Raw genomic sequence first — 22876 nt, forward strand, 5'->3', positions numbered from 1 at the left:
AGATGTGAAAAAAACATTTCACTTTCTGCCATCTGCAGAAAGCTTCATTATAGAAACGGAGAGAACAACGTGAACCAACAAAAGAAACAGGCGCCCGTCGAACTGAAAGTCGGACAAACCTTTCCGCTGACGATTAAGCGTCTCGGCATTAACGGCGAAGGTGTCGGCTACTTTAAGAAAAAAGTTGTCTTTGTGCCCGGCGCACTCCCTGGTGAAGAGGTTGTCGTGCAGGCCACAAAGGTTCAGCCGAAGTTTTCGGAGGGGCGCATTAAGAAGATCCGCAAATCGTCGGAGCACCGCGTGGCACCGCCTTGTCCTGTATATGAACAGTGCGGCGGCTGTCAGCTTCAGCACCTTGCATACAGCCAGCAGCTTCGGGAAAAACGAGACATCGTCATTCAGTCGCTTCAGCGCCATACGAAGTTTAAAATAGAGAACATGGAAATCAAAGAAACGATCGGCATGGACAACCCGTGGAATTACCGCAACAAAAGCCAATTCCAAATCGGGCGCTCGCAAAGCGGCAGCATCATCGCCGGCTTATACGGCCTTGATTCTCATGATATTGTGCCGATTAAAGACTGCGTCGTCCAGCATCCGGCAACAAATAAAACAACAGGAATCGTCCGCCGCATTTTAGAGGATTTTAATGTGTCTGTTTATAATGAACGGAAGCGAAAAGGCGACGTTCGCACCATTGTGACGCGAGTCGGCTTTGAAACAGGCGAAGTGCAGGTCGTGCTTGTGACAGCAAAAGAAACGCTTCCGCACAAGGAAGAAATCGTCAAAGCGATCCAAAAGCGCCTGCCAGAGGTCAAATCCATTATCCAAAATGTAAACGGAGCGAAAACCTCTGTGATTTTCGGTGAGAAAACAAAACCGCTCGCCGGAAAAACAGTGATCCAAGAGGTGCTTGGCGACGTATCATTTGAACTGAGCGCCCGCGCTTTTTTCCAGCTCAACCCGGAGCAAACCGTCAAGCTGTATGACGAAGTGAAAAAAGCGGCGCAGCTGACCGGAAAAGAAAAAGTCGTTGACGCGTATTGCGGCGTCGGCACCATCGGAATGTGGGGGGCGGACGGAGCGAAGGAAGTCCGCGGCATGGACGTCATCAAGGAATCAATTGATGATGCCAAGAAAAACGCTAAAAAACACGGCATGACAAATGCCACATACGTAACAGGAACAGCTGAGTATTGGCTCCCGAAATGGACGAAAGAAGGCTTCCGTCCGGACGTCGTTATCGTCGACCCGCCAAGAACCGGCTGTGACAGCACGTTCCTGGACACGATCAAAAAAGTCAAACCGAAACGCTTTGTCTACGTTTCTTGCAATCCATCCACGCTTGCGAAGGACTTGCAGGCGCTGTCGAAAGATTATCGTGTGGAATATATTCAGCCTGTGGATATGTTTCCGCAGACGGCTCATGTGGAAGCTGTAGCGAAGCTTGTATTGAAATCGTCTAACTAAAATAAATAATTCCTAATCAGACTTGGATTCCGGTAAAATAAACAATTCCGGTTTCCGGGTCTTTTTCATGCGCCGCCCTTGTCCAGTCTGTAATTTCTCGGTTTTTTTCAATAAGAATCCCGGGATTTTTAAGATCCAAACCAATTCAATATCTTAGCGATACTTTCTTTCACAAATTTGGGTAGGGGCGCAGAAACAAGTATGTGATACTCGTCCATCTAAAAAATACTCAGGAGTATACTGTATAAATCTCGATAATATACCTAGCCTATGATCTAAACTGCCTTTTCTCACTGGTTTTCTTTGCACTTGGTAAAGATTTAAATGTTCAAAATTTACTATAGTTTGATAAGAAGTGCTGAAGCATGCTATAAGTGTAAAAGAAGCATGATCAGCTTTTTAATTTGGGATAAAGATTTGGCCGTCTCCCATAATGAAAGGATTTGAATTTGTTATGATAGATAATTTCTGGCGTGAATTACCACGACCTTTTTTTGTACTTGCACCAATGGAAGATGTAACGGATGTTGTTTTCCGCCATGTAGTGAGTGAAGCTGGCAGACCGGATGTGTTTTTTACAGAGTTTACAAACTCGGAGAGCTATTGTCACCCGGATGGGAAGGATAGTGTGCGTGGCCGTTTGACTTTCACAGAGGATGAACAGCCAATGGTGGCTCATATATGGGGGGATAAGCCTGAAAACTTTCGCCAAATGAGTATTGGAATGGCGGAATTAGGGTTTAAGGGTCTGGATATCAATATGGGCTGCCCTGTGCCTAATGTGGCAGGGAATGGAAAGGGAAGCGGCCTTATTTGTCGTCCAGAGGTTGCAGCAGAATTAATACAAGCAGCAAAAGCAGGGGGATTGCCAGTAAGCGTGAAAACAAGGCTTGGTTACACGGATATAGATGAATGGCGCGATTGGCTGACACATGTATTGAAGCAGGATATTGCTAATCTTTCCATTCATCTGCGTACAAGAGCTGAAATGAGTAAAGTGGATGCGCATTGGGAACTCATCCCGGAGATTAAGAAACTTCGTGACGAGGTGGCGCCAGATACACTTTTGACAATCAATGGTGATATTCCTGACCGCCAAACTGGTTTGAAGCTCGCTGAACAATATGGTGTTGATGGAGTTATGATCGGACGCGGTATTTTTACAAATCCGTTTGCCTTTGAAAAGGAGCCGAAAGAACATAGCAGTAAGGAATTGCTTGATCTCTTAAGGCTGCATCTGGATCTCCATGATGAATATTCTAAAACAGAAGCTCGTGCGTACAAGCCTCTTCCTCGCTTTTTTAAGATATATCTCCGTGGATTCCGCGGGGCAAGTGAATTAAGAAATCAATGCATGAACACAAAGTCAACAGACGAAGTGCGTGCATTGCTCGATGACTTTGAGAGAAAGTATCTTGATGGGGTGGAAGAGCAGTAGAAGAGGAAATCTGTCAGATTTCCTCTTCTTTTTTTGATCCATGTCACCTTTAATAAGTCAGATTGTCTGACATTCCGATTGAACCAGCGCCATATAATCAATAAAGTAAATGCAAGAGTTTCTAAAAACGATTGGGGGCTGGAAGCATGATGGATGAATATGCCGCTACGTACAAGAATGTGATTGGATGGAGGAGACATCTCCATCAATACCCAGAGCTGTCCTTTCAAGAAGAAAAAACAGCTCAATTTGTATATGATACGCTTTCTTCTTTTGGCAACCTTGACATCAGCCGTCCGACAAGGACAAGCGTGGTCGCTCGGCTGATCGGTTCCCGGACCGGTAAACGCATTGGGCTGCGTGCTGATATGGACGCCCTGCCGATTCAGGAGGAGCATGAGAGCGATTTTTCTTCCCTGCATTCGGGTGTGATGCATGCCTGCGGCCATGATGGGCATACCGCTATGCTGCTTGGGGCGGCTGAGATATTATCTCAGAGAAAGGACGAAATCAGAGGAGAAGTCTATTTCATTTTTCAGCATGCTGAGGAGGTTCATCCCGGCGGAGCGCAGGAAATGGTGCAGGCCGGTGTTACCGATCATCTTGATATGTGCTTAGCCATCCATCTGTTTTCTGCCATGCCATTAGGAAAAATCGGTCTGGCATCAGGTGCTGTCACTGCGAATTCTGACCGCTTTGATATCACGATTCAAGGAAAAGGCGGACACGCCTCCCAGCCCGAACAGTGCGTCGATCCGCTCGTGATCGCCTCTCAGCTGATTTCTCATTTGCAAACCATATCCTCGAGACATACAGATCCAGCTGAAAGGCTGGTGCTCTCCGTCACGATGTGCAGCGCAGGCTCAGCCTACAATGTCATCCCAGATACCGTAACGCTGGGTGGGACATTGCGAACGTTTAAGGAAGAAATCCGGGAACAGGCGAAACTGCGGATGGAGCAGATCATAAAAGGTGTAACCGAAGCCCACGGCGCCTCATATGAATTTGATTTTCGCCATGGATACAAATCTGTTGTAAACGATCGGGATATCACCGAGCTGGTGAAACAAGCAGCAATAAATCTTTGGGGAGAGGAACAGGTATTTCCGTTAGAACCGATGATGGGCGGTGAGGATTTCTCCGCATTTTCTGAACGAGTGCCGAGCTGTTACATCGCTTTGGGAGCGGGAGGCGAGGAGATGATCTATCCTCATCACCATCCTAAATTCACATTTGACGAAAACGCATTACCAGCAGGTGTTAAATTATTTGTAAATTCAGTCTTTTTTATTCTCAATTCCCATCATACGTTTTCTGTGAAGGCATACTAAAACCGATTATAGGAGGGCGCTATGGCTAAACATCTGACGGAAATGACTGCTGATTCTTTACAAAAGATCGAGCATAAAGGAATATTAAAGTGGATCGAAAAGGCTGGAAACAAGCTGCCTGATCCTTTTATGCTGTTTATCTACTTATGTATGATCGTCATCGCCATGTCTGTTTTGCTGGCTGGAAACGCAGTAACACATCCGGCAGACGGCAAAGCAATAGCAGTCAAAAGTTTGCTTAGCACCGAGGGCATTCACTGGATGTTGACGGAAGCGGTAAACAACTTTGTTCAATTTCCGCCGCTCGGCCTTGTGCTTACGATGGTGCTCGGCATCGGGCTGGCGGAACGGGTCGGTTTAATTGAAGCTGTGTTGCAGAAGATGATGGCCCACATTCCGAAAGCGATCATCAGCTACTCCGTTGTATTTGTCGGGATTTTAGGGAATCTGGCTTCCGATGCGGCATGGGTGATTATACCGCCGGTAGGCGCGCTGATTTTCATGGCAGCCGGCCGTCATCCGCTCGCCGGATTTGCGGCCGCTTCAGCAGGGGTAGGATCAGGTTTTACGGCCAACCTGATGATTGCCGGGACAGATGCGCTGCTTTCTGGCATCACCACAAAGGTCGCCCAAACGATCGACAAAAATGCTCACGTGTCCGCTGTTGATAACTGGTTTTTCATGGCCGCTTCCGTATTTGTTTTAGCCTTTATCGGAGCATGGGTGACAGACAAAATCGTTGAACCCCGGCTTGGCAGTTACCGCGGCGAATATCAGCCGGAAATAGCGGCTTTAACGAAAAAAGAGATCAAAGCGCTGAAGGGGGCAGGGGCTGCGGCTCTCTTATACGCGGGCATCATTGCGATATTAGTCGTACCGGAGGGAGCGCTCCTGCGAGATCCTGAAAACGGCTCAATTCTTTCCTCACCTTTTCTGAAAGGCATTATCCCAATCATTTTACTGTTTTTTGTTACTGTATCGGTTGTCTACGGCATCATGGCCGGACGCATTAAGGATCAGACAGATGTTCCGAAGCTGATGGGTGATTCCGTTAAAGGTATGTCAGGTTTTATTGTGCTCGTATTTGTCATTTCTCAGTTTATCGCTTTTTTCACATGGAGCAATATGGGGATTTTTATGGCGGTAAAAGGCGCTGACTTTCTGCAATCTATTCATCTAATGGGATTCCCTGTATTAATCGGATTTTCGTTGCTGACGTGTATCGTCAGTCTGTTTATTACGAGCGGTTCCGCGTTATGGGCGCTGCTGGCACCCGTGTTTATTCCGATGCTGATGCTGCTGGATTTCCATCCCGCTTTTATTCAAATCGCCTATCGGATAGCGGACTCCGCCACCAACACCATCACGCCGATGAATCCTTATTTGCCGATGCTGCTGGCGTACTATAAGCGCTACAAAACAGATGCGGGGTTTGGAACCGTGATTTCAACAATGATTCCGTATTCGGTTCTGTTCTTCTTGGCGTGGCTGCTCATGATGTTTATTTGGTACGTATTCGGCTGGCCAATCGGGCCGGGCGTCTATGCAAAGTAAAAACAACAAAGGGTGGGAGATATGGATATTATTCAAGTGAGACGAGATTTTCACCGGCATCCAGAAGTAGGCTTCACGGAATTTCGTACAGCCGGAAAGGTTGTGGAAACCCTGCTGGCCCTTGGATACGACGTGACATATGGAAAGGATGCAATTGATGGCGATGCCCGCAGAGGCGTCCCTTCTGAAAAAGACCTGCAGCGGGCTTTTGAACGTGCAATAGAAAATGGAGCGGATCCTGATATCATTGCGCCAATGGAAGGCGGATACACCGCAGTCATCGGCACGCTGGAGGGAAATGCACCGGGACCGGTCGTCGCGCTTCGTTTTGATATGGATGCACTGCCGATTACAGAAAGCGCAGAGGCGGACCATGTCCCGTTCGCCAAGGACTTCCGGTCTGAATTTGAAGGAAATATGCACGCCTGTGCCCATGATGGCCACACCGCCATTGGGTTAGGTGTGGCAAAAGCGATGGCACACGGAAACTTTGCGGGCACCTTAAAGCTGATCTTCCAGCCCGCCGAAGAGGGCGTCCGCGGAGCGTACGCTGTCACCGAGAAAGGCATGCTGGATGATGTCGATTATCTTCTCTGCCACCATCTTGGCACCAATGTGCCGCTGGGAGAAATATACGGCGGAGCGCAAGGATTTCTGGCCACGACAAAAATGGCCGTCCATTTCCGCGGCGTCTCCTCCCATGCCGGCGCGGCGCCTGAGCTTGGCAAGAATGCATTGCTAGGTGCGGCAACAGCGCTTTTAAACATTCACGCCATTCCGCGTTTCAGCTCAGGAGATACCCGCATTAATGTCGGTGTGCTTGAAGGCGGAACAGCGGCAAATATCATCCCGCAGCACGCCAAAATGATCATTGAAACGCGGTCTGATTCAGAAGAGGTCAATTGTGATCTGGAGGAACGCGTACGAAAGATCATTGCCCACAGTGCAGCCATGCATGAACTTGAATATGACATCGACATCATCGGCGGAGCCATTCCGATCAAATGTGACGAGGAAATGGTCAAAACTGTGCTTGAAGCGGCTGCAGAGGTTGACGGTTTTTCTTCTCTCAAAGGCATTCAAACAGGATCAAGAGGGAGCGAAGACGCAAGCTACATGATCAAAAGGGTTCAAGAGCGGGGAGGAAAAGGAACGTATATGATCATCGGCACCGACATCGCCGCCCCGCATCATCATGAAAAGTTCGATATCCAGGAAGACATTCTGCCGCGAGGTGTCCAGCTGCTGGAGCGGGCTGCAATGAAGCTGTTAAAGTAGAGGGGGAACCCCCCTCTATTTTTATTGTATGACATGCAGGAATAAGAAAATAATGGTACATTGATATGAGATACATGATAAAGGGGAGAGAAAAATGAAACGACTGTGCATCATCCCCTGCGGCAAGAAAAAAATATGGGACATCCATCCAGACACAGGGCCGGTAAGGGCGGAAGACGCTTATCTCAGCCCGTTTCATCAGGCTTGCGAGCGTTATGCGAAAACATTTTTCGATGAATGGGTGATTTTGTCTGCGAAGCACGGATTCCTTCGCCCAGATGATATCGTTCCCGAAAATTACGATGTGGCTTTTGGAACCGGTCATACGGAGATCATGACAGCAGAGGAGCTCCGCCGCCAATTTTGCGAAAAAGGCTTTTCCGACATCGAAGAGCTTGTCATGCTTGGCGGCAAAAAATATCGAAGCGTCCTAAACGCCGTCATCGGCGAGCATCAGCACATCAGCTGGCCTCTGTCATCATACAAAGGCATTGGCTACATGCTTCAAGCGCTGAACCGGGCGGTTGAAGACAAGCATGAACTGTAGCACGTACATTTCAAGAAAAGAGTGTGAACATGAAAAAACTTGTGTTTGGCTTGCTTGTTATTGCGGTATTCGGATGCGGGCTATATATCTATCATGTATGTTTCGGTGATCCATTTACGAAAAATGCCGCAGAGCAGAAGCTTATATCTTATGCGAAACAAACCTATCCCAAAAAAGAAATCAAGATCACGAATGGGGTATATAACGCTAAAACCTCGGAATATGTGTTCCAAGCAAACACCCAATCTCATCGCTACCCAATGTGTACGAAGGGATTTCTCCATCCTAAAGTCACTTGCGATGGAATTGAAGAAGCGTATACCGAATCAGCAGCAAAACGTTTAAATGAAGAAGCATCGAAGGAAATCGAAGCAGATCTGAAAAAAGCGGTTCCGCAAATCATAAAAGCCGACGCTGCGTTGAGCATCGAAAACGGTCAGTTCACATTAGATACAAAATGGAACAAACAGCTGGCTGAAAAAGCGCCTATGAGCATAACGATTCAATTAGATGCCAGCGAGTTATCGAAAACAGGTGCTTCAAAGATGGCGGAAACGGTCAGAAAAACGCTTAATGAAAAGAGATATACATATTCAAACGGCACGATAGACTGTATGCAGAAGGACGGCGACGGCGGTATCGGTTATGTGAAATATTCAATTGATTTTCTTCCGAAAACGGCTATTCAGCCAAACGATGCAGAGGAATTAGGAAGTTAAAAAGATTTCCGAGGAAATAAATACGTCGATCATTGTCAAAAGACCGGGTGATGCCCGGTCTTTTTTGCAGGCCATAAAACGAGACAAATGGATCAAATCGAGACAAAATGAGACACCTGTCTCGAACTGTCTCCAGTGTAAAAACGGAAAGACTGATTTTACGGGCTCCAAAGGCTGGCACACTTCTTGCATTTAAAAACGTGAACCCTAAATAGAAGGAGGCACACAAAATGGAATTGTTAAAACGAGAAGGCTTGTCATTAACTGAGGAGAAAGCGCTGTGGATGTACCAAAAGATGCTGGAAATCAGGGGCTTTGAAGACAAAGTGCATGAACTGTTCGCACAGGGAGTGCTTCCCGGATTCGTCCATTTGTATGCCGGTGAGGAAGCGGTGGCTGTAGGGGTGTGCGCTCATTTACATGATGGCGACAGCATTACAAGCACGCACAGGGGGCATGGCCATTGCATCGCCAAAGGCTGTGATCTGGACGGCATGATGGCGGAAATTTTCGGGAAAGCGACCGGATTGTGTAAAGGCAAGGGTGGTTCTATGCACATTGCCGATCTCGATAAAGGTATGTTAGGGGCAAATGGAATCGTCGGGGGCGGATTTACGCTCGCATGCGGATCAGCGCTCACCGCTAAATATAAACAGACTAAGAATGTAAGCGTTTGCTTTTTCGGAGACGGAGCAAATAACCAAGGCACCTTCCATGAAGGGCTGAACTTAGCGGCAGTATGGAACCTTCCTGTCGTATTTGTTGCTGAAAACAACGGCTATGGCGAAGCCACCCCATTTGAGTACGCGTCGGCCTGTGATTCAATCGCCGACCGGGCGGCTGCCTATAACATGCCGGGGGTCACAGTTGACGGAAAAGATATTTTAGCAGTTTACCAGGCAGCCGAGGAAGCGATAGAACGAGCAAGAAACGGCGGAGGCCCGTCTTTGATCGAATGTATGACTTATCGAAACTACGGCCATTTCGAAGGGGATGCCCAAACCTATAAAACGAAGGATGAAAGAGCTGAGCACCTTGAAGAAAAGGATGCTATTCAAGGCTTTAAAAACTATCTTTTAAAAGAAACAGATGCAAATAAACTGTCAGACATTGAACAGCGTGTCAGTAAATCGATTGAAAAAGCCGTCTCGTTCAGTGAAGACAGTCCATATCCGAAAGAGTCAGAGCTGCTGACAGATGTCTACGTGTCATATGAAAAAGGGGGAATGTGAGATGGCGAGAGTCATAAGCATGTCAGACGCGATCAATGAAGCGATGAAGCTTGCGATGAGAAGAGACGAAAATGTGCTTTTGATCGGTGAAGATGTCGCCGGGGGAGCGGCGGTCGATCATTTGCAGGATGATGAAGCATGGGGCGGCGTATTAGGGGTCACAAAGGGGCTTGTACAGGAATTCGGCCGCACAAGAGTGCTGGACACACCGATTTCTGAGGCGGGCTATATGGGGGCGGCCATGGCTGCGGCATCAACCGGGCTGAGGCCGATTGCGGAGCTGATGTTTAATGATTTTATCGGCACGTGCTTTGACCAGGTGATCAACCAAGGGGCGAAATTCCGCTATATGTTCGGCGGAAAAGCGCAAGTGCCGATTACCGTCCGCACTACCTACGGAGCAGGATTCCGGGCCGCTGCCCAGCATTCACAGGCGCTGTATGGCCTTTTCACCAGCATCCCGGGATTGAAGACGGTCGTTCCGTCCAATCCATATGACGCCAAAGGCCTGCTGCTTGCAGCAATAGAAGACAATGACCCGGTGTTCTTTTTTGAAGACAAAACGTCCTACAACATGAAGGGCGAGGTGCCGGAAGATTATTATACAATCCCGCTCGGAAAGGCGGACATCAAACGCGAAGGCGGCGATATTACGCTGTTTGCAGTCGGCAAGCAGGTCAATACCGCGCTTGAAGCGGCGGCTAAGCTCTCAGAAAAAGGCATCGAAGCCGAGGTGCTTGATCCCCGCAGTCTGTCTCCTCTGGATGAGGAAGCGATTTTCACATCGTTGGAAAAAACAAACCGGCTGATCATCATTGATGAAGCCAATCCGCGATGCAGCATTGCCACGGATATTGCTGCGATTGTTGCCGACAAGGGCTTCGATTTGCTTGATGCGCCGATTAAACGAATTACAGCGCCGCATACACCAGTGCCGTTTTCGCCAGTGCTTGAAGATCAATATTTGCCGACACCAGATCAAATTGTCAGCGTCACGCTTGAATTGCTTGGCGAGCCGGCAATGAATTAAAGGGGGGACACAAATGGCGGTAAAAGTAGTGATGCCAAAATTGGGAATGGCCATGAAACAAGGGGAAGTATCGATATGGAATAAAAAAGTAGGTGACCCGGTTGAAAAGGGAGAAAGCATTGCCAGCATTCAATCGGAGAAAATTGAAATGGAAATCGAGGCGCCTGAAAAAGGAACGCTGATCGATATCAAAGTGAAAGAGGGAGAAGAGGTTCCGCCCGGCACAGCGATCTGCTACATCGGGGACGCCAATGAATCGGTGCAGGAAGAGGCGAAAGAGCCTGCTTCGGAAGATAGCGCGCCGCTAGCCGTCCAGCCCGTCAAACAAGAAAACAAACCCGCAGCCGCCAAAAAAGAACGAATCAAGATATCTCCAGTCGCCAGAAAAATAGCGGAAAAAGCGGGATTAGACCTGAAACAGCTGAAAGGCACTGGACCAGGCGGGCGAATCGTGAAGGACGACGTTATAAAGGCGCTTGCTGAACAGAAAAAAGATCAGGCTGAGCCGGTTTCTGAGCAGAAAGCGCAGGAAACCCCAGTGACAGGCATGAGAAAAGTCATCGCGGCCCGAATGCAGGAAAGCCTGGCAAACAGCGCGCAGCTGACGATTACGATGAAGGCTGATATCACCAAGCTGACAGCCCTTCAAAAACAGCTTTCGCCAACTGCGGAAGAACGGTACGGCACAAAGCTGACGATGACTCATTTTGTCTCAAGAGCCGCCGTTCTCGCCCTGCAAGCTCATCCTGTGCTAAACAGCTTTTATAAAAATGAACGCATCATCACACATCCTCATGTGCACCTCGGAATGGCTGTGGCCTTGGAAAATGGATTAGTTGTGCCTGTGATTCGCCATGCTGAAAAGCAGTCGCTGATCGAACTGGCTCAATCCATCTCAGAACATGCCAAAAAAGCACGCGAGGGACGGGCGGGAAGCGAAGAACTGCAAGGCTCAACCTTCTCCATTACAAATCTTGGCGCTTTTGGAGTCGAGCATTTCACGCCGATATTAAATCCGCCGGAAACAGGGATTCTCGGCATCGGAGCAAGCTATGACACGCCGGTGTATCAAGGGGAGGAGATTGTCAGAAGCACGATCCTGCCGCTCAGCCTGACATTTGATCACAGAGCATGTGACGGCGCCCCTGCCGCTGCATTTCTAAAGGCGATTAAAACATATTTAGAAGAACCGGCAGCATTAATTTTATAGGAAAAGCAGGTGAAAACGACATGACACTAGCCATTATCGGCGGCGGACCTGCAGGCTATGCGGCTGCGGTCTCCGCGGCACAGCAGGGCAGAAACGTGCTGCTGATTGACAAAGGCCCGCTTGGGGGAACCTGCCTGAATGAAGGCTGCATCCCGACGAAGTCTTTGTTAGAAAGCGCAAACGTTCTTGATAAAATCAAGCATGCCGCCAGCTTTGGAATTGAACTTCCGGCAGGTGCGATATCGGTCGATTGGAGTAAAATGCAAAACCGAAAACAACAGGTTGTCAGACAGCTTGTCCAGGGCGTTCAGTATTTAATGAAGAAAAATCAAATACAGGTTGTGAAGGGGACGGCCTCCTTTCTTTCTGACAGAAAGCTCTTGATCGAAGGAGAGAACGGAAAAGAAATCAGAGAAGCAGATCAAGTATTGATTGCTTCTGGATCAGAGCCGATCGAGCTGCCATTCGCCCCGTTTGACGGCGAATGGATCATCGACAGCAAGGACGCGCTTTCCCTTTCTGAGATTCCATCTTCGCTTGTCATTATCGGCGGCGGTGTCATCGGGTGTGAGTATGCCGGGCTGTTTGCCAGACTGGGATCGAAGGTGACCATCATTGAAACAGCCGGCCAGCTGATCCCGGCTGAAGATGAAGAGATTGCCCGTCTCTTTCAGGAGAAGCTCGAGGAAGACGGTGTTGAAGTGCATACTTCATCCAGGTTAGAGCGGGTGGATCAAACGGCCAAAACGGCAATATGGAAAAGCGGGCAGCGGGAGTTTAAAACGAAGGCTGATTATGTGCTGGTGGCGATCGGCAGAAAACCCCGTCTTGACGGATTACAGTTGGAGCAGGCCGGAGTTGATTTTTCTCCAAAAGGCATTTCGGTAAACGGGCATATGCAGACGAACGTGCCTCATATTTATGCGTGCGGAGACGCAATCGGAGGCATTCAGCTGGCGCATGCAGCTTTCCACGAGGGCATCATCGCTGCTTCTCATGCTTCTGGAAGGGATGTCAAAATCAATGAGAAACATGTGCCCCGCTGCATCTATACATCACCGGAAATCGCGTGCATCGGGATGACAGAACAACAGGCAAGAAGCGTATACGGGGATGTGAAGATTGGCGAATTTCCTTTTTCCGCAAACGGCAAGGCGCTCATTAAACAGCAAGCGGAAGGAAAGATCAAAATCGTGGCAGAACCGGAATTCGGCGAAATCGTCGGTGTCTCAATGATTGGTCCTGATGTGACCGAACTCATCGGCCAGGCGGCTGCGATCATGAATGGTGAGATGACCGCTGATATGGCGGAGCATTTTATCGCCGCCCACCCGACACTGTCGGAAACATTGCACGAGGCGCTGTTAAGCACGATTGGGCTTGCAGTGCATGCGTAACACGGGAAAAAGCAGGCGCAGGGATACAAGGCGTCTGCTTTTTTAGTGTTGAAAGCGCTTTATTTTTCCCCTACAATAGATGAAAACGGCGTGTAAGGGAGGAGCGATCAAGGAAATGAATTCGATCCCAAACGATTTGCAAACCTGGAAACGTTTTGTGAAAGACGGTGTGCTTGACGAAGCCCGATTAAGAAAACGGATCGCCGAGTCATGGCATCGCTGCAAAAAAGCTGAGGTCAATCCTTATTTAGAAAAAGGCCCGAAGGTTTTACAGCAAACCGAGCTGGATCAGCAGTCAAAAAAGCATTCATTCTTCTTGACGACCGCACAGCCTTACCTCGAAAAACTGCTGCCTGCCATAAAAGAAATGGAAATGATGGCGCTGTTAATTGATTCAGACGGCGTTGTTCTGGCATTGGACGGCCATCCTCGCGCGCTTTATGAAGCCAAACGCATCAACTTTGTTGAAGGCGCATGCTGGACGGAAACGGCTGTCGGGACAAATGCGATTGGCACGGCGCTTCACATTAGTGAGCCGGTTGCGATACAAGGATCCGAACATTACTCTATCGCTTCCCATCAGTGGAACTGTTCAGCCGCTCCGATTCACCATGAGGATGGCAGTCTTGCAGGTGTGATTGACATATCGTGTCCGGCAGCAGGCGCGCATCCTCATATGCTCGGTATTGCTACGGCGATTGCCTATGCCGCGGAACGGGAACTGGCAGCTAAAAGCCGTGAGAAAGAGCTGGAGCTGATCAGCCGTTTTGCGGATAGAGCTGCATCCCGTGTGCCGATGGTGCTCTGCAATGTCAAACAGCATATCATCAGCGCGAGTGAAGCGGTTCGAACCTCAATGCCGGATTGGCAGGGCAGGCACCTGTATGAATTGAAGGAACGGGGCTTTTCAATTGAAAAAGCCGTCACTATGGGGGATGGCGGCACTTGTTTTTATCTCGCGGAACAAAAGAAAAAGACGGCGTTTCGATTCAACGGAGTTATCGGGCAAAGCGGCCGATCGCAAGCTATGCTGAAGAGCCTTGAACGAGCGGCAGCGGCGGATGTAACGGTCTGTCTGTCGGGCGAAACTGGTACGGGGAAGGAAGTCGCGGCACGCGCACTTCATGAGAACAGCGAGCGGCGGCACGGCCCGTTTGTTGCTGTCAATTGCGGAGCGATCCCGTCTGATTTGATTGAAAGCGAGCTGTTCGGCTATGCGGAGGGCGCTTTTACGGGAGCGAAACGAAGCGGCTACAAAGGCGCCTTTCAAAAGGCGAATCAAGGCACCTTATTTTTAGATGAGATCGGAGAAATTTCCCACTCGATGCAGGTTGCGCTTTTACGGGTGCTTCAGGAACGCAAGATTACGCCGGTCGGCGGAACGAAAGAAATTCCGGTTGATATCAGAGTCATTGCCGCCACACATTGTGATTTGCGCGAGCTTGCCGAAAGCGGGAAAATCAGAGAGGACTTGTTTTACCGTATTCATGTCTATCCGATTGAGCTTCCTCCTTTACGCGATCGCCCTGAAGATATTCCGGATCTTTTCCAGTACTACAAACAGAAGAATCATTGGCCTGGCGAACTTCCCCCTGCTTTTTTGGATATGCTGAAGCAATGGAGGTGGCCGGGGAATATTCGCGAGCTGTTTAATGTGTTTGAACGTCTTTCCATCAGATTTCCGGACGGCCGGCTGAAGGATGAGCCGCTCACCGCTTTACTGGAAGCTGCAGGACTGCCGATCATCCCGGCGGAAAAAAAGCCGGATGCTGCCGGCGCGCTGACCCTTCGTGAGCAAATCCAAAAAGATATTATCATCAAAGCGCTTGAATCCGCAAAAGGAAACATCTCTCAAGCCGCCAAAATCAGCGGGATACCCCGGAGCACTTTCTACAAACGGCTGAAAAAATTCAACTTGTCCGCTGAATCATAAAGCATACTTCTTTCAAGAAATGGAAACGTTATGTATGAAGGAGGGTGTTAGAATGAATAGTCAAAGGGCGAAAGAAATTGTAGAATCTCCCGACATGAAGAAAGTAACATATAACGGCGTGCCTATTTACATTCAGCACGTGAATGAAGAAAACGGAACAGCGAGAATTTATCCGCTGGACGAACCTGAGCAGGAGCATGAAGTACAGCTGACCAACTTAAAAGAGGATTAAACAAAAATGGCCCGCTTCATAAGCGGGCCATTTTGTTATCCGCGCGGAGCAAATAAAATGACACAGACGCCGATAAGACAAATGAATGCACCGATCCAGTCATACAGATCAGGTGTTTTCCGGTCGACAAGCCATCCCCATAGAACCGCAAGCACGATGAATACCCCGCCATAAGCGGCGTATACACGGCCGAAGGAAGGGAAGGACTGAAACGTCGGAAGAATGCCGTAGACAATCAGGATCAGCGCTCCGGCGATGCCATAGCCGACTGGCTTTGCCTCTCTCAGCCACAGCCAAACCAAATACCCGCCGCCAATTTCGGCAAGCCCCGCCGCGAGAAATAAAAGAATGGTAATCAGCATCACGCGCACTCCTCAACTTGCTTTTCTCTTTCATTATAAAGGAGGAGTGCTGTTAAAGCTTTGGATGATTCTCCATCTCCTTCAAATACGCGTTTCGCTGAACCTCCGTAAACTGGCCAATCCAATTGCTTTTCGCCTCTTCATTCAGATGGGGAAGGATATAGCGTTCAACCGCTTCGAAAAACGGAGGATACGCGATAATGTTCCAGGTAGGGATGCGAACGACTTTGCCGTTTGTTTTCTCGATGATGATATCCTCAAAAAAGATCCCTTTCAAACTGTAATGATGCCGTCCCATATAAATCCGTTTTACCTCAGAAAACAGCACACTGCGCTTTCTCGAGAAGATCTCGCCATCAGGCCCAGTCTTTACGCTGAAAATGACATTTCCCCGGCTTGTGAACGCCGGAAAAGCCATAAAAAATGTGATTAATCCATAAACAATCGCCATTAATCCTCCGCCCAAATAAAGCAGGGCATACTTAGATTCAAATGTGAGAGCTTCAAACACCAGCCACACTCCTGCAATAAAAGCGCCCCCTGTGGCGAGGAACAGCCAGATTCTAAAAAACATTCTACTCTTGATCTTAATTACTTCATTGTTTTTCAATTGCTATTCTCCTTTATCGCTCTTTAGCAAAAAAGTATTCCTTTTACCACATCTTTATTTGCTGGTACGATAGAAAATTCATTTTGAGTGATACCTGTTACCAGCCAAGTATGACGGCTACTAGGCAAGACGAAAGCCATGTCAGCCACTTCCGGAGAGTTGTCTTTGTCATAAACAAGGCGCATCAGCGTATCCATTTTCCCTTTTCGTGAAGCCAGATCATTTACGAATCGGGTAATATCCTCTTGATGTTCATGCTTAACGAGAAACTCTTTCAGATATGTGGGAGTGTCAGAAGCACCTTCCAGAAGCAATTCAAATTCAGTTGATGTCAGAGTAATAATTGATTCTTTGTTATCCTCAGCATCTATTATATTTAAAAACTCGGATGTTTTAGAAAGTAATCCGTCACTTGAATCCATTTTTTTGATGCTGTGCACCTGTTCATCAAACAGCAGTTCATGAGAGTAAGTGCCGAACTTAGAAACGTGGCAGGACACATTCTGTTCTTTGCCTTGTTCATCAAATTTGGACAGTTTCACTGTATAATCCGCGTCGTTTAATACGTGGATAAACGGGCAGTACTCGTCCTTTAATCGGTATTGATGATTACGGTATTCCGCCGCATCTTTGGCCAAAAGCGAGCGGCATGCCGCTTCGAACAAAGCACCGAGCTGTTCATCTTCTATTTCCGGAAAATAGGCCTGCTTCAAGGCCATTCCCTGTTCAAAAAACCCTTCGCTGTAAAAACAAAATAAGAGTTCCTCTATGCTGATTGTAAACTGCTTCATTGATTATTCTCCTATCCAAATGAAAGTTTCCCTTTAAGGAAATGGGTTGCGCCGTGTATAAGCGAGTCCGCTGTTTTCTTTGCTTTTTCCATTCCTTTTTTCGCACTGTCTATCCCTTTATGTATCGTTTTATTCGCCGCATCTATGCCGTCATTCACTGATTTGACGACTTTGCCGGCTGATTCCAGCCCTTTCTTGGCTGTATCGACGACAGCGTGAATCGGTTCTTTCAGCTTTATCGCCGCTTTTTCAGCAAAGCCTGATGTGAACTTTGCGATTTTTTCCCCAGCAAACCCTCCTATGGCTGATCCGATTGTGCCTCCGACTACTGTACCAACAGGACCTAAGACACTTCCGATGGCGCCGCCGACGACAGCGCCTGCCGTAGCTCCTCCTGCGATGAAAATAGTGTTATTCACAGCATTCCCGACGGCCTTGGCGTTTTCACGCTTGAGAACTTCGGGTTTGTCTTGGTATTTCGCGTAATTTTCAGCAATTTTCAAGCCCGCTCCGAACGTTTCGGTCGCACCGGTGATCAGTGTGGCGGTAATGGCATTTCCTTTTGCGAATTTCAAGCCCGTTTTTCCGACATCCTTCAAAGTTGAGCGTACGCCGGCTTCATTAAGAAATCCTCTTGTGTAGCTTCTGACGCTGTTTGAAAAATCGACCGTATCCTGAGGGAAGTACTTTGTAAACTTTTTATGTACCAAATCTGAAAATGGCCGGTTTGTCTTTTTAAACAAATATTTAGGATTCATAAGCACTTTAGCCGCTTTTTGATAACGTGAGCTGTCAACGGCTCTGGAAATATCCAATAGAAGTTTTGAGTGCCGGGCGGTATGCAAACCGCTTGGCTGTTTCACAAATTTCGTAAGCCCTAATCCGTAGTATTTTCCTTGTGTCAGCATAAGGGCGGTTAAGCTTGTCATCGTTCCGTATTTGTCGTAAGCATGATAGAGCTTTCGTAAAATATCATCTTGTTCAACAAATTTATCGCCCGTTTTTCTGATAAAAATCTCATTGTCACTCAGCTTGGTGACGAGCGCTTTTCCTGAGCTCCACGCATCGCCGACTCCGGAAAAACAGCTGCTGTAGCGGGGATCGCATTGTAAAATCATCTGCCCCAGCTCCAAATGCAGGTCCTTATATTTGCTTTCCATATCGGTTAATTCAGTGACTACATCATTTGCCAGCTGTTCGAGTTTATCCGGATCAACTGCAATGTTTCCTGACACACCATTCACCCCCTGAGTTTATGTCTTTCCTCTCTTGCTTTACGTTCCAGTTCTTCCATTCTGGCAATTTCAGCTTTTCGTTCTTCTATTTTGACGGCGGCTGCCTTTAGCTCCTGGCTTGTTTCAAGCAGCTCCTGTTCGAATTGATCGTAGGCGGCTTTCGTTTCCTCGAAATCCTGGTCGAACGAATCTCTTGCTTTTCCCTGCCAAGCATCCCCTAATGCAGATAACCGGGATTCAAGCAGCATTTTGGAGCTTCTGACCTCTTCTGCGGCCGCACTGTACTTGTTTGCCAGCTCAATGACTTTATATGAGTCCAACTTTTGTCCCCTGCCTTTTCTAAATTCACGCACAAATGGATGTTTTATATAAATGATTATAAATAATTCGGCATGTATCCGAATCGTACAAAAGAACCTTTTCATAAGAAATGGAAGGGCGTATATTCACTTAAATTTCACAGTAGGTGAGACTTTAAGATTACAAAAAAGGTAAAAAAATCAAATCTCCCAGACGTAAGGTAAATGAGAAATTTCCCGCTTTGTGGGAAAAAACACTAAAATTGATCAAATGATCTAAGTGCGCCAAACGTGTTACGGGACGGGCCTTCACATGGTATAAATGAAATGTAAACGTTATCAAGGAGGTCGTCATATGAAGAAAAAATCATTCTCAATCGTAATAGCGGGCGGAGGGAGCACTTTCACTCCAGGGATCGTACTGATGCTCTTGGACCATTTGGAGGAGTTTCCGATCAGAAAGCTGAAGCTGTATGATAATGATAAGGAGAGACAGGATCGCATAGCAGGCGCCTGTGACGTTTTTATCAGAGAAAAAGCGCCGGAAATTGAATTTACAGCGACGACTGACCCGGAAGAAGCTTTTACAGATGTCGACTTTGTCATGGCGCACATCAGGGTAGGGAAATACGCGATGCGTGCGCTGGATGAGCAAATTCCGCTGAAGTACGGAGTTGTCGGCCAGGAGACATGCGGGCCGGGCGGCATCGCATACGGCATGCGTTCGATCGGCGGCGTGCTTGAAATATTAGATTACATGGAAACATATTCGCCTGATGCGTGGATGCTCAATTACTCCAACCCGGCGGCAATTGTAGCCGAAGCAACAAGACGCCTCAGACCGAATTCGAAAATTCTAAACATCTGCGATATGCCGGTTGGAATCGAAGACCGGATGGCGCAAATTCTCGGTCTGTCCTCAAGAAAAGAAATGAAGGTTCGCTATTACGGATTAAATCACTTCGGCTGGTGGACATCGATTCAGGATCAAGAGGGCAATGATTTAATGCCGAAGCTGAAGGAGCATGTATCTCAATACGGGTACATTCCGAAGACGGAGGCTGAAGCTGTCGAGGCGAGCTGGAATGACACGTTCGCAAAAGCGCGTGACGTGCAGGCCGCAGATCCTGACACACTGCCGAATACGTATTTGCAATATTACTTGTTCCCGGATGATATGGTAAAAAAATCAAATCCGAATCATACGCGGGCAAACGAAGTAATGGAAGGGCGCGAAGCCTTTATTTTCAGCCAATGTGACATGATCACACGCGAGCAGTCCTCGGAAAACAGCGAAATCAAAATCGATGATCACGCATCATATATTGTTGATCTAGCCCGGGCGATTGCCTTCAACACAGGTGAAAGAATGCTCTTGATCGTTGAAAATAACGGAGCGATTGCGAACTTTGACCCGACTGCGATGGTCGAGGTGCCGTGTATTGTCGGCTCAAATGGGCCTGAACCGATCACCGTCGGCACCATTCCGCAATTCCAAAAAGGACTGATGGAGCAGCAGGTATCCGTTGAGAAACTGACTGTTGAAGCGTGGGCGGAGAAATCGTTCCAAAAGCTGTGGCAGGCGCTGATCCTGTCAAAAACTGTGCCAAACGCGCGTGTGGCAAGGCTTATTCTCGAGGATTTAATTGAGGCCAACAAAGACTTCTGGCCTGAGCTTGATCAAAGCCCAACCCGTATTTCGTAACTGAAATCCCACCATTTTCGAATCTGTTATTGTATATAATAGAAAGAAAATGGGGGGATCTGATATGCAGCTCGAAGAACTGATTAATCAGCACTACAGCAAATTAAATGACAACGATTTTCATATTTTAAAATATATATTGAATCACAAGCACACGTGCTACACCCTTGGAATCGATGCGTTGGCCAAAGCTTGCAGTGTATCGCGTTCCTCGATTTTGCGGCTTGCCCAAAAGCTCGGTTTCAGCGGCTACAGTGAATTTCGCGTTTTTTTAAAGTGGGAAGATCAGCCGGAAGAAGGCGAGAGTATGAGTTTTCAAAAGCTGCTTGATGATATTGAATCAAATCTGAAGTTCTTAAGGACAAAGGACATGACAAATATGTGCCAGCTGATTGATGAAGCCGACCGCATTTTCGTGTACGGATCAGGAAATGCGCAAAAGATATGCGCCCGTGATCTGCAAAGAATGTTTATTCCGCGCCATCGGTATCTCATTTTGATTGAAGACAGAAATGAATTTAATCTGATGCGCAATGATTTTAAAGTAAACGATCTGTTTATCATCATTTCTCTTTCCGGAGAAACACCGGAGCTGATTCCTCAGGCAAGAATGCTTTCTGCAAAGGGTATTCCCTTTATTTCCATTACGAATTTAAAAAACAATGTACTCGCCCAGCTGACTCCGCATAATCTTTATGCGACAAGCAAACCTGTGACATTAAGCGATAAAACGGAAATTGTCGCTTTTGCACCGTTCTTTCTCGTTGGCGAAGCATTGTTCCGCGCATATGTTGATTACAAAGAGGCAGAAAAAAATGACATTGAGTAGCAGGGGGTTCTGGTATGATGCAAAAAATCCAGCGCTTTGGAAGCGCGATGTTTGTACCTGTTCTATTATTCGCGTTCGCTGGCATTATCGTCGGTGTCAGTACGCTTTTTAAAAATAAAACCATCATGGGCCCGCTTGCCGATCCTGATGGGTTTTGGTATCAGTGCTGGTATATCATTGAGCAGGGCGGCTGGACAGTATTTAATCAAATGCCGCTCTTATTCGCCATCGGCATCCCGGTTGCTTTGGCGAAGAAAGCTCAGGCGCGCGCTTGTTTGGAAGCGCTTACGGTTTACTTGACGTTCAATTACTTTGTCAGCTCGATCTTGACGGTATGGGGAGGGGCATTTGGCGTCGACATGAACCAAGAGGTCGGCGGAACGAGCGGGTTAACGATGATCGCAGGCATCAAAACGCTCGATACCAACATTATCGGAGCCATCTTTATTTCTTCGATTGTCGTCTTTTTGCATAATCGTTATTTTGATAAAAAACTGCCCGATTTTCTCGGCATCTTTCAAGGCTCAACGTATATCGTGATGATTTCCTTCTTCATTATGATCCCGATCGCCTTGGCCGTGTCTTATATTTGGCCGATGGTTCAAGCGGGAATCGGATCGCTTCAAAGCTTCCTGGTTGCTTCCGGGGCGGTGGGCGTTTGGATTTACACGTTTTTGGAACGGATTTTGATTCCGACCGGTCTACATCACTTTATTTACACGCCGTTTATTTACGGGCCTGCTGTAGCGGAAGGTGGAATCGTCACGTATTGGGCACAGCATCTCGGCGAATATTCGCAAAGCGCAAAACCGCTGAAGGAGCTCTTCCCGCAAGGCGGATTCGCGCTCCACGGTAACTCGAAAATCTTCGGTATTCCGGGCATCGCCCTGGCGTTTTATGTCACAGCCAAAAAGGAAAAGAAAAAACTTGTCGCAGGGCTGCTGATTCCTGTCACGCTGACGGCGATTGTCGCCGGTATTACAGAGCCGATTGAGTTCACTTTCTTATTCATTTCTCCTTTCTTATTTGCGGTTCACGCCGTACTGGCTGCAACGATGTCGACAGCCATGTATATGGCCGGTGTCGTCGGAAACATGGGTGGCGGGCTGATCGAAGCGGTGACCTTGAACTGGATTCCGCTCTTTGGCAGCCACGGAATGACGTATGTGTATCAAATTTTGATCGGGCTTTCTTTTACAGCTATTTATTTTTTCGTCTTCCGATTTTTAATTCTCAAATTCAATATCGCCACACCGGGACGGGAAAAGGATGATCAGCAGGAAACAAAGCTGTATTCAAAAAAAGAATACAGAGAAAGAAAAAACAAGGATGAAACGGCCTCTGCAGTTGAAGCGGCAGATGACACCGCTTTTCTGTATATTGAAGCGCTGGGCGGAAAAGACAACATCACTGAAGTGACAAACTGCGCCACCCGCCTCAGAGTCAGCGTCAAGGATGAAACAAAGGTTGAGCCCGACAGCGTGTTCCGAGCGCTTGGCTCACACGGCGTCGTCAGAAACGGGAAGGCGTTTCAGGTGATTATCGGATTGAACGTTCCGCAGATGCGGGAGCGTGTGGAAAAAATATTGAATCAATAATGCCAGCCCTCCTTTTCGGGAGGGTTTTCGTTTGCCGTCAAAAAGACCGTCATAGTAAAGTAAAGAAAGAGACAAT

The 22876-nt window shown here is 47.7% G+C and carries 21 protein-coding genes; 16 read left to right on the forward strand and 5 right to left on the reverse strand.

Going from position 1 to position 22876, the window contains the following annotated elements; translation table 11 throughout:
- Window positions 1-69 precede the first annotated feature (69 nt).
- The 13 genes from rlmD (at window position 70) to LWH95_RS08395 (ending at window position 15371) form a co-directional block, all read left to right on the forward strand.
- Window positions 70-1470, forward strand: a complete 1401-nt coding sequence (gene rlmD, locus LWH95_RS08335; protein ID WP_232919314.1) for a 23S rRNA (uracil(1939)-C(5))-methyltransferase RlmD — start codon at window positions 70-72, stop codon at window positions 1468-1470.
- Window positions 1471-1924: 454 nt separating this feature from the next.
- Window positions 1925-2908, forward strand: coding sequence for a tRNA dihydrouridine synthase (locus LWH95_RS08340; protein ID WP_232919354.1), 984 nt, complete (start codon window positions 1925-1927; stop codon window positions 2906-2908).
- 146 nt (window positions 2909-3054) lie between these two features.
- A complete protein-coding gene (locus LWH95_RS08345; protein WP_232919315.1) occupies window positions 3055-4239 on the forward strand; it encodes a M20 metallopeptidase family protein in 1185 nt (394 codons plus the stop codon).
- Between the two features lie 21 nt (window positions 4240-4260).
- Window positions 4261-5793, forward strand: a complete 1533-nt coding sequence (locus tag LWH95_RS08350) for an AbgT family transporter (protein WP_232919316.1) — start codon at window positions 4261-4263, stop codon at window positions 5791-5793.
- Window positions 5794-5814: 21 nt separating this feature from the next.
- Window positions 5815-7071 (forward strand): amidohydrolase, encoded by a 1257-nt coding sequence (locus LWH95_RS08355; RefSeq protein ID WP_232919317.1) that lies wholly within the window; start codon window positions 5815-5817, stop codon window positions 7069-7071.
- A gap of 94 nt (window positions 7072-7165) precedes the next feature.
- Window positions 7166-7618: a DUF6884 domain-containing protein gene (locus tag LWH95_RS08360; RefSeq protein WP_232919318.1), complete on the forward strand. Its 453-nt coding sequence runs from the start codon at window positions 7166-7168 to the stop codon at window positions 7616-7618.
- Between the two features lie 29 nt (window positions 7619-7647).
- Window positions 7648-8337, forward strand: a complete 690-nt coding sequence (locus tag LWH95_RS08365) for a YfjL-like protein (protein ID WP_232919319.1) — start codon at window positions 7648-7650, stop codon at window positions 8335-8337.
- Window positions 8338-8567: 230 nt separating this feature from the next.
- The gene (gene acoA, locus LWH95_RS08370) at window positions 8568-9569 is read left to right on the forward strand and encodes an acetoin:2,6-dichlorophenolindophenol oxidoreductase subunit alpha (RefSeq protein WP_061188184.1); all 1002 of its coding nucleotides are present in this window, start codon (window positions 8568-8570) and stop codon (window positions 9567-9569) included.
- A gap of 1 nt (window position 9570) precedes the next feature.
- Window positions 9571-10599, forward strand: coding sequence for an acetoin:2,6-dichlorophenolindophenol oxidoreductase subunit beta (acoB, locus tag LWH95_RS08375; RefSeq protein WP_100276074.1), 1029 nt, complete (start codon window positions 9571-9573; stop codon window positions 10597-10599).
- A 13-nt stretch (window positions 10600-10612) separates the two neighbouring features.
- On the forward strand, window positions 10613-11809 hold the full coding sequence (gene acoC / locus LWH95_RS08380) for an acetoin dehydrogenase complex dihydrolipoyllysine-residue acetyltransferase (RefSeq protein WP_119913565.1): 1197 nt from the start codon (window positions 10613-10615) through the stop codon (window positions 11807-11809).
- A gap of 20 nt (window positions 11810-11829) precedes the next feature.
- On the forward strand, window positions 11830-13206 hold the full coding sequence (gene acoL, locus LWH95_RS08385) for an acetoin dehydrogenase complex dihydrolipoyl dehydrogenase (protein ID WP_232919320.1): 1377 nt from the start codon (window positions 11830-11832) through the stop codon (window positions 13204-13206).
- 115 nt (window positions 13207-13321) lie between these two features.
- A complete protein-coding gene (locus tag LWH95_RS08390; RefSeq protein WP_232919321.1) occupies window positions 13322-15139 on the forward strand; it encodes a sigma-54-dependent Fis family transcriptional regulator in 1818 nt (605 codons plus the stop codon).
- A 52-nt stretch (window positions 15140-15191) separates the two neighbouring features.
- Entirely contained in the window at window positions 15192-15371 is a 180-nt protein-coding gene (locus tag LWH95_RS08395; protein ID WP_003239795.1) for a small acid-soluble spore protein H, read from the forward strand.
- A 35-nt stretch (window positions 15372-15406) separates the two neighbouring features.
- Here the strand turns inward: LWH95_RS08395 and LWH95_RS08400 are convergent, their stop codons facing one another.
- Genes LWH95_RS08400 through LWH95_RS08420 form a run of 5 tightly spaced genes read right to left on the reverse strand, consistent with a single transcriptional unit; the run spans window position 15407 to window position 18689 of the window.
- Entirely contained in the window at window positions 15407-15736 is a 330-nt protein-coding gene (locus tag LWH95_RS08400) for a YnfA family protein (RefSeq protein WP_232919322.1), read from the reverse strand.
- Window positions 15737-15785: 49 nt separating this feature from the next.
- Complete coding sequence (locus LWH95_RS08405) at window positions 15786-16343, reverse strand: YfjD family protein (RefSeq protein ID WP_232919323.1); 558 nt, start codon at window positions 16341-16343, stop codon at window positions 15786-15788.
- Window positions 16344-16366: 23 nt separating this feature from the next.
- Complete coding sequence (locus LWH95_RS08410) at window positions 16367-17134, reverse strand: hypothetical protein (protein WP_232919324.1); 768 nt, start codon at window positions 17132-17134, stop codon at window positions 16367-16369.
- 11 nt (window positions 17135-17145) lie between these two features.
- Window positions 17146-18369 (reverse strand): hypothetical protein, encoded by a 1224-nt coding sequence (locus LWH95_RS08415; RefSeq protein WP_232919325.1) that lies wholly within the window; start codon window positions 18367-18369, stop codon window positions 17146-17148.
- A gap of 5 nt (window positions 18370-18374) precedes the next feature.
- Window positions 18375-18689, reverse strand: coding sequence for a WXG100 family type VII secretion target (locus LWH95_RS08420; protein ID WP_003239785.1), 315 nt, complete (start codon window positions 18687-18689; stop codon window positions 18375-18377).
- A 334-nt stretch (window positions 18690-19023) separates the two neighbouring features.
- Here LWH95_RS08420 and glvA point away from each other — a divergent pair, with 334 nt between their 5' ends.
- The 3 genes from glvA (at window position 19024) to malP (ending at window position 22800) form a co-directional block, all read left to right on the forward strand.
- Entirely contained in the window at window positions 19024-20373 is a 1350-nt protein-coding gene (gene glvA, locus LWH95_RS08425; RefSeq protein WP_232919326.1) for a 6-phospho-alpha-glucosidase, read from the forward strand.
- Between the two features lie 64 nt (window positions 20374-20437).
- Window positions 20438-21202 (forward strand): MurR/RpiR family transcriptional regulator GlvR, encoded by a 765-nt coding sequence (gene glvR / locus LWH95_RS08430; protein ID WP_133489033.1) that lies wholly within the window; start codon window positions 20438-20440, stop codon window positions 21200-21202.
- 14 nt (window positions 21203-21216) lie between these two features.
- Entirely contained in the window at window positions 21217-22800 is a 1584-nt protein-coding gene (gene malP / locus LWH95_RS08435) for a PTS maltose transporter subunit IIBC (RefSeq protein WP_232919327.1), read from the forward strand.
- Window positions 22801-22876: the final 76 nt, after the last annotated feature.

The organism is Bacillus sp. G16 (assembly GCF_021282335.1).
GTDB classification, from domain to species: Bacteria; Bacillota; Bacilli; order Bacillales; family Bacillaceae; genus Bacillus; species Bacillus inaquosorum.